The following is an 11,701-nucleotide window of genomic DNA, read 5'->3' as shown; positions in this document are numbered from 1 at the left end:
AAATCAGAGCTGACCATTTGCTATTTTTTGTTACTGCTAAAAATAGCTTGCCCGATAAGGTCCTGAAGGTTCACCGCCCCTTGTGTATAGGAAATTGTTCCACCATCTTTGAGCATATCATCCGACCCGCCGGGTTGCAGCGCTAGATAATTGCTTCCAAGCAAACCGTCTGACGTTATTTTTGCAGAACTGTCTTCGGGTAATTGGATATCCTCATTCAGGCTTATATTGATAACCGCACGATATGTTTTCAAGTCAAGCATCTGAGATGTAATTGCCCCAACCTTTATGCCACTCATCCTCACGTCACTACCGACGTTCAGGCCATCTACGTTGTCAAAGGCCGCGGTAACGTTTATTCCCCCACTACGCGGCCCCACATCAGCGGTACGATAAGCAAATACTAGAAAAATTGCAGCAAAAGCCAGAACCACGGCCCCAATTACAGTTTCTACTATATTACTGCTCATACTTTATCTCCTGCGACATTCCATATACCTGTAATGGACAATTCACCTTATTTCGGTTTCCAGGCTTCGTAATCCCCTGACCCCTTTTGCCGATGGCCAGCTTGATTAATCGCGCCTCCCGGACGATAGGCGAAATCCGTTCCGGTTAAATTTGGCAAATGCTCTTCCTGCCAAGTATTTTGTTCAAGCTGCTGCTGGTCTGGCAGATCGTCCGTCGTATAATGCAGCCAAATATGCCATGCGGGTGGTACCTTGGATGCTTCCGGCCTTCCTTTATAGATAACCCAGCGGCGTGCGCGACCAACAGGGCCTGTAGCTTTGCCCTTTTCCCTATAGTAGCGGTTGCCGAACATGTCTTCTCCAACTTGCTCGCCGTTCCACCATGTAAACAACCGTGTCCCTATCGTTGCCATGTGTCACTCTCTCGCCGACTCAACTTAATCAATTGCCCGGAATATGGCATTCTGCACCCGTTTCGTCCAGTGTAACTTTCATTCGACACAACATAAGAAACAGTATTCAGGTTCACCGTTAAACAGATTTGATTCTATTCGTGGAACCAGAGGAATGAACGCCTGTTGTTTTTGTGCAACCCTTCAAGAACAATAATCAAAAAGCCATTTCACAAAATTACCATAAAACTGCCACATATCGATTAGTCAAGTCAAAATACTACAATATATTGTGCCTGCTCCCTTGACTTCAATTTTCTGTCACGGCACGATCCTAGCGCCCAGGGGGGAAGTAGCTACTATATGTAGTATTTGGAAGCGATCCGGAATTGTAAATTAACCATAATTCTGGCTATTGATTTTCTCCTCCCAAAGCCAGTAACAGTGATTAGCATGTGATTGGAAGGTAGTTAGAAATGCGTATTGAGCGGCGATTTACAGATGAAAATTCTTCACCTTACGCCAACATAGAATTCAGACAGACAACAAGTGAAATACGAAACCCTGATGGGTCGATCGTGTTTAAGCTGGAAAACATAGATGTCCCTGCCAGCTGGTCACAAGTAGCCTGCGATATTATTGCTCAAAAGTACTTCCGAAAAGCTGGTGTTCCCGCAAAGCTGAAACCTGTTTCTGAATCTGATGTCCCTGAGTGGTTATGGCGCCAAACAGCTGATATTGATGCGCTCGATACTCTTGATGAAGAAGACCGCATCGTTGGTGAAAATTCCGCTACGCAAGTTTTTGATCGCCTAGCTGGCACCTGGACCTATTGGGGCTGGAAAGGTGGTTATTTTGATACGGAGAATGACGCCCAGGCATATTTTGATGAGATGCGGTTTATGCTGGCTAACCAGATGGGGGCTCCAAATTCACCACAATGGTTCAATACCGGCCTGCATTGGGCTTACGGTATTGAGGGACCGGCACAAGGACATTCCTATGTCGATTTTAAAACGGGAAAACTCAAAAAATCCGTTAATTCCTATGAACATCCACAACCGCACGCGTGCTTTATTCAGTCAGTCAGTGATGATTTGGTGAATGAAGGTGGCATAATGGACCTTTGGGTGCGTGAAGCACGGCTCTTCAAATACGGCTCAGGAACCGGTACGAACTTTTCAAATTTACGGAGTGAGGGTGAAAGCCTTTCAGGTGGCGGGAAGTCTTCAGGTTTGATGAGTTTCCTTAAAATTGGTGACAGAGCTGCCGGCGCCATTAAATCAGGCGGCACAACGCGTCGCGCTGCGAAAATGGTAACTTTGGATATCGACCATCCGGATATCGAAGAATATATCGGCTGGAAAGCGATAGAAGAGCAAAAAGTAGCGTCCCTGGTGTCGGGCTCGAAGCTCTGCAACCTCCATCTCAATAACGTGATTAAAGCCTGTACCGAACTCGATGGTGACGAAGCCTTTAATCCTTCTGAAAATCCAGCATTGCGGAAATCGATTATTGGCGCACGGAAAGCCATGGTCCCGGAAAACTATATCCAGCGGGTCATCCAGTTTGCGCGGCAGGGTTATACCGAGATCGATTTTCCAACTTATGATACGGATTGGGATTCAGATGCATATTTGAGTGTCTCCGGTCAGAATTCCAATAATTCGGTTCGGATTACGAATGAGTTTGTGCAAGCAGTTTTGAAAGATGGCGATTGGAATCTGATCCGTCGTACGGATGGAAAGGTTGCTAAATCAATTAAAGCCAGAGATTTGTGGGAAATGATTGGTGAAAGTGCTTGGCAATCCGCCGATCCGGGATTGCAATATGACACAACCATTAATGATTGGCACACCTGCCCCCAGGATGGGCGAATTAATGCCTCCAACCCCTGTTCTGAGTACATGTTCCTTGATGACACGGCATGTAACCTCGCGTCCTTGAACCTGATGACATTTCGCCGCAAAGACAAGAGCTTTGACGTCGAGGCTTATGAACATGCAGTTCGTATTTGGACTATTACACTTGAAATTTCCGTCCTGATGGCGCAATTTCCATCAGAAGAAATTGCCAAACTAAGCTATAAATTCAGAACACTCGGGCTCGGATTTGCCAATATTGGCGGTCTTCTGATGGCTCAGGGTCTGTCTTACGATTCTGACGAGGGACGCGCCCTTTGTGGTGCCATTTCAGCTGTAATGACAGGCGTTTCATATAAGACAAGCGCAGAAATGGCCTCGGAGTTAGGTGCATTTCCAGGATACAAGAAAAATTCCAAAGACATGCTGCGGGTTATTCGTAATCACAGGAATGCCTGTTATAGCATGACGGAGGGATATGAATCTCTATCCGTAACTCCTGTCCCGCTTGATACTGAAAATTGCCCGGAAGCCGGATTAATCTCATCCGCGCGGAACGCATGGGATCAGGCTTTGGAGTTGGGAAAAGCTCACGGATTCCGAAACGCCCAAACAACTGTAATTGCGCCGACGGGAACCATTGGCCTCGTAATGGATTGTGATACGACAGGAATTGAACCTGATTTCGCTATCGTAAAATTCAAGAAATTGGCGGGCGGCGGCTATTTCAAGATTATTAACCGCACGGTCCCCGAAGCTTTGGCGCATTTGGGCTATAATAAGCTGGAAGCCAAGGCAATCGTCGATTATGCCGTAGGTCACGGTACCCTGGAGTCATCTCCGGGAGTGAATCACGACGCTTTAAGGGAAAAGGGTTTTACAGACGAAATCCTGATGCGCATTGAGGCAGACCTCGCCACCAGTTTTGATATCAAGTTTGCTTTTAATAAATTCTCGATTGGTGAAGATTTTTGCCGACATACTTTGGGCCTTAAAGAAGATGACCTGAATGACTATAATTTTGATATGTTGGCCGCCCTTGGATTTAGCAAGACTGATATAGAGGCTGCCAATAATTACTGTTGTGGTGCCATGACATTAGAAGGCGCACCTAAACTAAAAGATGAGCATCTTGCGGTCTTTGATTGCGCCAACCCTTGCGGAAGGATCGGCAAGCGATTACTCTCTGTCGACAGTCATATCCGGATGATGGCGGCGTCGCAACCGTTCATCTCAGGCGCCATTTCCAAGACAATTAATATGGCCAATAGTTCTACTGTCGAAGATTGCAAGGACGCGTATTTACTTTCCTGGAAGCTTGGATTGAAAGCAAATGCATTATATCGAGACGGTTCCAAATTGAGCCAACCTTTGAGCGCGCTGTCATTCGATGAAGACGATCTGGAGGATTTGAATGATGAAGTAAGATCTGCACCAGTTGCAGCGAGTAACGTCGTTGCAGAGCGTATCGTCGAGCGGTTGGTTTCAGAACGTAAAAAGCTGCCAACCCGTCGCAAGGGATATACCCAAAAAGCTGTCGTTGGCGGTCACAAAGTATATCTACGAACCGGTGAATATGATGACGGTGGCGTAGGTGAAATCTTTATCGATATGCATAAGGAAGGCGCCGCTTTCCGCAGCTTAATGAATAATTTTGCAATCGCGATATCCATAGGCCTGCAATATGGCGTTCCTCTAGAAGAATTCGTTGAAGCTTATACTTTTACGAGATTTGAGCCTTCAGGAATTGTGGAAGGAAATGATGCCATTAAGATGTCTACCTCCATCCTTGACTATCTCTTCCGCGAGTTGGCTATTTCTTACCTCGGCCGGAATGATTTGGCTCATGTCTCTGTTGATGATTTATATACGGACAGTCTCGGCACCGGAGATGCACAAGCGAAAATTACCGAAGATGAAATCTCTCAAGCTCAAATGCCCTTGGATAACGTTATCAATTTGGCATCTACGGGATATGTTCGGTCCAACAATTTTGAAGTGCTGCAAGGCGGATTATCCTCAATGTCCATGAACATGGCGCAGGCGGCAAGCGGTGCACCGGTTTCTGCAGCGGAGACCATGCCGTCGCCTACTCCCTCCTCACCGCAGGCCTCACGATCAAATACTGGTGCCAGTAAAGCCGATAAGGTTATGGAAGCCAGGATGAAAGGATATGAAGGAGATAGTTGCGGCGAATGCGGAAACTTCACATTGGTTAGAAATGGAACCTGTATGAAATGCGACACCTGCGGCTCAACAAGCGGATGTTCGTAAGGAGCAGCTAAGTTAAGTCAATTTCTTCTTGCAAGTAATTGAAATATAAGAGTTTTGTAGCGTACCCAGTAGCGTAAAAGAGTAGCGTAACCAGTAGCGTAAATTTGCGTAAGAGTATCAAGTGGAATAGAAGAATGATCTGCAAGTCATTTTGACATTCCAAACCTGTTTATTGTACTCCCTTAGAAAAGAGCATGTGTCCGGAAACATGCTCTTTTTTTCGTTACGACCAGGTCGTCGCAAATCCTTTTCTCTTGATATTCATTGAGATACCGCGAGATTTCCGCTTCGTTTCTATGTCTTTTTGAGGCTTGCCGAAGTACCAGCCTTGTCCATAATTGACCCCAAGAACTTTCAGAATATGCAATTGCTCCTTCGTTTCAACCATTTCGGCGATTGTCCCTATATCAAGCTCCTGACAAAGGCGCGACATGGATTTCAATATTGCGGCATCTTTCTTGTTCGTCTGCACTTCCTTGATATAAGTTCCGTCAATCTTGATGTAATCAACGGTCAAAGCACGAATATATTGAAATGAAGAAGATCCCGCTCCCATATCATCAAGGCTGATTTCCATCCCGTTTTTACGAATTGTTTGCAGAATACGCTCCGCCCGCTCCAAATCTCCAACCCGCGCTGTTTCAGTAATTTCCAAACTGATGTTTTCGCGAATTTCAGTGTCATCTTCGTAAAGAGCCAGCAGATTGTCGACAAAGCTATCAGATTCTAGCGACAATCCTGAAATATTGATTGCGAGCTTTGGAAGAATATCGCCTCGCTTTTGATATTCGGTGAGTTTGTCTTTCGCTTTTTTAGCGACAGCGAGATCAAGGTCATAAATTATGCCGGTTTCTTCCGCAAAGACGATCGTTTCATAAGGTGATTCCCCATCCTTAAAACGGGAGAGAGCCTCATAATGATGAACTTCTCCATCGCCTATCTGAACTATTGGTTGATAAACCAGATTGAATTTGTAATTTTGAAACACGGACTTGAGAGCCAGCATCCGATTCATTGTCGTTTCTAACCGATTTTCCATACCATCAGCCAGGGTTTTTATGTCAAATGCTTCGGTTTCACTATCAACAAATCGATTGATGACATACATCAGAGCCTGCGTTGCATTGTTGGCAGACATTTCATTCTTCTCAAGTTCCAGAGAATTATGAGTAACATCCAAGTCGCTTTTTGGATCAGATTTCTTGGATAGTGCCGATATTTGTTCTTCAAGAATTTTGCCGTCAATTGATGGGCTATGTACAACGCCGTATTTGTCTGAATCCAAGCGACCCGCAGAATCTCCGCCAACCGAATATCTTCGTAGGATCGTCCCAACCTGGCTCAGAAACTCTTCCATCTCAGTTTCATCAATCCGACCTTCCATATCGGCGATGCCGTTAAGATGTAACAGCGTAAGTTCAACTTTTTGACCGGTTTCAGCAGTCAATTGCATCTGTTCGTCAGCAAGTTTGAGAAAATCATTTCTGTCTAACAGGCCCGTATCTCCATCACGATGCTCCGTAATTGACTTAACTGCCGTTGTACCAGATACATTAAGAGCCAGAAAGATATGCCCGTGTGTACGGGGCAACTTACAGGCGCCAACCACAACAGTAATACTTGTTTTATCCATTTGTGCCGCAACAGGTGTTATGCGATCCCCTTCTTTCATGGACTCCAGCACATAGGCAACGACCCGGCGATCTTTCGACGCCACAAGATCGATAAATGTTGTTTGTTTAAGTTCACTGGCATCCAATCCAACAAGCCCTTTAGCGGCGCCGGAGATATAACAAATCTTGCCTTGAGCATCCAATTCGATCAATAAATCAGCTGCCGCAAAGGAAAACGCTACGAAGCGTTCTTTCTCTGTCCGAAGGTTTTCAAGTTTATTATCTTGTGCCAATGTCACACCTCTACAATTGAAGTTTGAGAATACGATGGCATTTATTAACAAATTCGAAAAAAAGCACAAAAAGCTCGTAAAAAAATAACAAAAAAGCCCGTATCGCTACGGGCTTTTGGAATTATAAAAAATTTTCAGGTCAATCACTCTTTCTTTGGCTCTGGCGTGACTGTCCGAATATGCAATTCGCGTAGGTTCTTTAAAGGCACTTCAGCCGGCGCCTGCATCATTAGATCCTGGGCTTGTTGATTCATGGGGAATAGAATTACTTCCCTGATATTTGGTTCATCTGCGAGAAGCATAACGATCCGGTCGACACCGGGAGCAATACCACCATGGGGTGGCGCGCCATAACGAAACGCGCTCAACATGCCGCCGAAACGATCTTCGACAACCTGAGGTTCATAACCTGCTATTTCGAAGGCTTTCATCATAATATCGGGTCGATGGTTTCTAATGGCACCTGACGACAATTCGATACCATTACAGACTATGTCATACTGATAGCCCTTAATTTCAAGCGGATCCATGGTCTCGAGCGCTTCCAGCCCTCCTTGTGGCATGGAGAAAGGGTTATGACTGAAGTCAATTTTCTTTTCATTTTCGTCATATTCGAACATTGGAAAGTCGATAACCCAACAAAACCGGAAAACGTCTTTTTCACAAATATCCAGATCATTTCCAATTTTGACCCTGGCCTTGCCCGCCAAATCGGCAGCACCTGCTTCTTTGTCGCAGGCAAAAAATACAGCGTCACCATCTGCAACGCCCGTCATCTCCTGAATTTTGGCAATTCGGGCTTCATCCAAATTCTTCGCAATTGGACCTTTAGCCTCACCGTCTTTGAAAATTATATATCCTAAACCGCCTGCGCCTTCTTTTCGCGCCCAATCATTCATTTTATCAAAAAAGCTTCTGGGCCGATCTCCAGCTCCGGGTGCCGGTATTGCCCGTACTGTGGATCCGGATTCAATCGACCGCGCAAACAATCCAAATCCTGATCCGGTAAAAGGCTCTGTAACGTCAACCAATAATATTGGATTGCGCAGATCCGGTTTGTCTGTGCCGTATTTGAGCATAGCTTCATCGAATGGAATTCGTTCAAATGGCTCGACAACCTTTCTATCACCGGCAAAATCTTTAAATACATTTGTCAAGACGGGCTCAACTGCCTGAAATACATCCTCTTGCGTAACGAAAGCCATTTCGATATCGAGTTGGTAGAATTCGCCCGGGCTTCGGTCAGCACGGGCATCCTCATCGCGAAAACAGGGTGCAATTTGGAAGTAACGATCAAAACCCGACATCATGATGAGTTGCTTAAATTGCTGTGGTGCTTGTGGAAGGGCGTAAAACTGGCCAGGATGGATACGGCTGGGCACCAAGAAATCGCGCGCGCCTTCCGGTGAAGACGCTGTCAGGATTGGCGTTTGAAACTCCATAAACCCTTGCGCCCGCATCTGATCGCGCAACGCACCAATAATCTGCGACCTTAGAACGATATTGTTATGCAGACGTTCCCGTCGTAGATCCAGATATCGATGACGCAAGCGAATGTCTTCCGGATATTCCTGCTCACCAAAAACAGGCATTGGCAATTCATCGGCTGCAGATTGAAGCTCGAAACTTTCAATATCAACTTCAATCTTACCAGTAGGAAGATTGCTGTTGATAGTTTCGTCACTCCGTGCAACCACTTTCCCGGTAATTGTAATCACACTTTCAGAGCGGACATTTTCAACCAGTTCAAAATTTTCAACATCCGTTTCGATAACACATTGCGTTATGCCGTAATGGTCCCGTAGGTCCAAGAAAAGTAGATTTCCGTGATCGCGCTTACGATGAACCCAGCCAGAAAGGCGGACGGTTTCTCCAACATCGCTATCGCGCAATTGCGCGCAAGTATGGGATCGGTAGCTGTGCATGGGTGCTCTCTTACATTATTTACGGTTAATCTTGACCTACTAGGTTTTGAAACGCTTGTATTACATGGTTTTTCACCGCGCGCCAACCTTCCTTTCCTCTGAAAAATCGACTAGTCTGCAATTAGTTAAATGAATGTGTATCCGTAACTGAAATTTGGACAGTCAATGTGGCCATTTTTCCTCTTAAGTGGCTTTATGAACAATGCAAATAATCACGACAACTTCCGATCTCTCTGCCCTTGTATCGCGACTGAAACAATTTCCCCATATTACGATCGATACAGAGTTTTTGAGGGAAAGTACGTTTTGGCCTGTTCTGTGTCTTATTCAGATCGCCAGTGAGGATGAATCTGCAATAATTGATCCATTGGCAGATGGAATAGATCTTAAGCCGCTCTTTGAGTTAATGCAGGATGAAACGGTCCTAAAGATCTTTCATGCAGGTCGCCAGGATCTGGAAATTTTCTATCATTTAAACGGCATGGTTCCAACGCCAATATTTGACACGCAAGTCGCCGCCATGGTCTGCGGTTTCGGCGAGTCTGTTGGATATGACACATTGGTGTCAAAAATTGTAGGTAAATCAATCGATAAATCGTCTCGTTTTACTGATTGGTCAAGGCGCCCTCTTTCCGAGAAGCAACTAACCTATGCCGAAGCCGATGTCACGTATCTGAGGGACGTTTATAAATTTCTGGCAGCAGAATTGACGAAATCAGGGCGCGAAGAGTGGGTTCAGTCGGAAATGGAGATCCTGCGATCGGCCGACACCTATTTCACACCTCCGGAAAATGCCTGGAAGCGCATAAAGTCCCGCAATTCGCATCCGAAATTTTTGGGAATACTGCAATCTGTTGCTGGATGGCGAGAGGAACAGGCACATAAACAGAATATACCGCGAAACAGGGTATTGAAGGATGAGGCCCTTCTGGAAATCGCCTCAAACCCTCCCTCCTCGCCTGAAAAATTATCTCATGTACGTGGAATTGGGCAAAGATTTTCCAATGGAAATATGGGACATGGCTTGCTTGAAGCCATAAAAAAGGGTGTGAACCTGCCTGCGGAACAATGCCCGAAGATAACAAAAAAGGAAGCGTTACCAAAAGGTACCGGCCCTCTCATGGATTTATTAAGAGTGGTTTTGAAGCAATGTTGCGAAGAAAATGACGTAGCACAGAAACTTATCTGCAATACGGCGGATTTGGAAAAAATCGCTATTGACGACAATGCAGATGTCCCTGCCCTTAAAGGCTGGCGTAGAAAAGTTTTTGGTGATCTAGCCCTTCAACTTAAAAAAGGGAAAATTGCGCTCGCATCGGAATCCGGAAAAATAAAGATTATTCACCTGTAATAACATCAATCCTGGATGTTTTTCCAAAGGCATCCGCCAGGATTCTCAGTCGACTGGATACATGGACTCCAAGTAAATTTGACAAATCCTCCGGGACTTCCAAAATTAGCTCTGTGGGTAAGACACGAAGATTTGTACGACTTAAAATGCCCATTGTACCGCCGCTTAGAGTATGAGAAAGACGCAGAGCTAGGCCGAGCGTCAAAGCGTCCTTGGCTTCAGATTCACTTAACAATGCCAGACTGTTATCCGGCGCACTGCCTGAAAAATTACCTCGATATCGTGCATATACCGCAAGAGCGACAATTGCGCGTCCACGATGTCCAATCCCATTGAACGGTGCCCGAAATATTCTTCTGAAGGCTTGTGCTGCACGATAATCAGGGCTTACCCACCACGCGATATCACTTAACGTTGCCGCGGCCAAAGCCAAATAGTTTCCTTTTACATCAGCATGTTCAACTAGATCCTTAATCCATTCATAAATCTCTTCACCATGCTCTGCGAACCGGCCTTCCCGGGCTGCCATATCCCGGCACGCTTCCATAAGTGGATCGCGTTTTCGAACAGATTTTTTCAATTCTGAAAAAAGCATACCTTCGCGGAGGCCATTTCCTGAGAAAATGACATGTTTTGGTGTGATTTTATTCAAAATAATTTGCATGATAAGGGCGGAGGTTTTCAATGTTCCTGCACGGCTCTTGGCTATGCCTGGCGTGGACACCATCATGTCATCATCCATAGCGAGCACTTCATCCAGCAGATCAAGAATATCGGGTAAAGACAATCTGTAATTATGCACAATATTCAGGGGATACCCTGTTTTCGCAATATGGTATTTCGCCAGACTTCGCCAACCACCACCAACCACATAAAAATTCTTGGTTGGAATGGGCTCCAGCCAATCAACGGCGGTGATTTTTTTAGTGATCTCTTTTCTCAGTCTCTTTTCTGACATATGCATATTTGACAAGCGCAGTGCACCCAGGGGCAAAGTGGCAGTTTCCGAAATATGACTGTCAGATAAGCCGACAAGTTCTAAACTACCCCCGCCCAAATCACCAACGATGCCATTGGCATGAGGTATCCCGGACAAGACACCCAATCCAGCATATCTTGCTTCTTGTTTACCGCTGAGAACCTGAACGTTAAGGTCGCATTCTTGCTCAATTTCCGATACAAATTCTGATCCATTTTGAGCCTCCCGCACGGCGGCCGTAGCAGCAACCATAACCCGTTCTATACCCATTTGGTTGACCAAGGCTGAATATCGACGAAGGGCAGTTATTGCATCATCCATGGCTCCCTGACCGAGAAGCCCGGTCGTTCCCAGATCCTGCCCCAGCCCGCAAAGTACTTTTTCATTAAATTTGGGTAGAGGTACCCTCTTTGGCCCATCGAAGACCACTAACCGAACAGAGTTTGAACCAATATCAATGACCGCAGTTGATCTATCCGACTGTTTTACAGCCGGATCTAAGTCTCTGTCCCGATCTTCCATTTTCATCAGCACCTAAAGCA

7 protein-coding genes are annotated in these 11,701 nt (G+C 45.6%); 2 read left to right on the top strand and 5 right to left on the bottom strand.

Features of this window, described 5'->3' with window-relative positions:
* Positions 1-20: 20 nt before the first annotated feature.
* Complete coding sequence (gene mlaD / locus NBZ79_RS09790; RefSeq protein WP_251932201.1) at positions 21-470, bottom strand: outer membrane lipid asymmetry maintenance protein MlaD; 450 nt, start codon at positions 468-470, stop codon at positions 21-23.
* 47 nt (positions 471-517) lie between these two features.
* The gene (locus NBZ79_RS09785) at positions 518-883 is read right to left on the bottom strand and encodes an NADH:ubiquinone oxidoreductase subunit NDUFA12 (protein ID WP_251932200.1); all 366 of its coding nucleotides are present in this window, start codon (positions 881-883) and stop codon (positions 518-520) included.
* 455 nt (positions 884-1,338) lie between these two features.
* On the opposite strand from NBZ79_RS09785, the gene NBZ79_RS09780 reads away from it, so the two are divergent.
* The gene (locus tag NBZ79_RS09780) at positions 1,339-4,998 is read left to right on the top strand and encodes a vitamin B12-dependent ribonucleotide reductase (RefSeq protein ID WP_251932199.1); all 3,660 of its coding nucleotides are present in this window, start codon (positions 1,339-1,341) and stop codon (positions 4,996-4,998) included.
* A 223-nt stretch (positions 4,999-5,221) separates the two neighbouring features.
* On the opposite strand, the gene NBZ79_RS09775 is transcribed toward NBZ79_RS09780, so the two are convergent.
* Both NBZ79_RS09775 and aspS read right to left on the bottom strand, forming a co-directional pair.
* Complete coding sequence (locus NBZ79_RS09775; RefSeq protein ID WP_251932198.1) at positions 5,222-6,904, bottom strand: EAL domain-containing protein; 1,683 nt, start codon at positions 6,902-6,904, stop codon at positions 5,222-5,224.
* A gap of 143 nt (positions 6,905-7,047) precedes the next feature.
* On the bottom strand, positions 7,048-8,829 hold the full coding sequence (aspS, locus tag NBZ79_RS09770; protein ID WP_251932197.1) for an aspartate--tRNA ligase: 1,782 nt from the start codon (positions 8,827-8,829) through the stop codon (positions 7,048-7,050).
* Between the two features lie 202 nt (positions 8,830-9,031).
* Here aspS and rnd point away from each other — a divergent pair, with 202 nt between their 5' ends.
* A complete protein-coding gene (rnd, locus tag NBZ79_RS09765; RefSeq protein ID WP_251932196.1) occupies positions 9,032-10,180 on the top strand; it encodes a ribonuclease D in 1,149 nt (382 codons plus the stop codon).
* Here the strand turns inward: rnd and NBZ79_RS09760 are convergent.
* Positions 10,167-11,681, bottom strand: a complete 1,515-nt coding sequence (locus tag NBZ79_RS09760) for a Ppx/GppA phosphatase family protein (protein ID WP_251932195.1) — start codon at positions 11,679-11,681, stop codon at positions 10,167-10,169. The two genes, rnd and NBZ79_RS09760, sit on opposite strands and share 14 nt — an antisense overlap.
* Positions 11,682-11,701 lie beyond the last annotated feature (20 nt).

The sequence above is a fragment of the Sneathiella marina genome, from assembly GCF_023746535.1.
Lineage (GTDB): Bacteria > Pseudomonadota > Alphaproteobacteria > Sneathiellales > Sneathiellaceae > Sneathiella > Sneathiella marina.
Note: the sequence above shows the minus strand (reverse complement) of the source record. Positions and strands in the feature narration are given on the sequence as shown.

Excerpts from the sequence above, each read along its gene's own strand:
- mlaD (WP_251932201.1), bottom strand. The coding sequence starts at position 470 with ATGAGCAGTAATATAGTAGAAACTGTAATTGGGGCCGTGGTTCTGGCT.
- rnd (WP_251932196.1), top strand. The coding sequence starts at position 9,032 with ATGCAAATAATCACGACAACTTCCGATCTCTCTGCCCTTGTATCGCGA.
- NBZ79_RS09785 (WP_251932200.1), bottom strand. The coding sequence starts at position 883 with ATGGCAACGATAGGGACACGGTTGTTTACATGGTGGAACGGCGAGCAA.
- NBZ79_RS09780 (WP_251932199.1), top strand. The coding sequence starts at position 1,339 with ATGCGTATTGAGCGGCGATTTACAGATGAAAATTCTTCACCTTACGCC.
- aspS (WP_251932197.1), bottom strand. The coding sequence starts at position 8,829 with ATGCACAGCTACCGATCCCATACTTGCGCGCAATTGCGCGATAGCGAT.
- NBZ79_RS09760 (WP_251932195.1), bottom strand. The coding sequence starts at position 11,681 with ATGGAAGATCGGGACAGAGACTTAGATCCGGCTGTAAAACAGTCGGAT.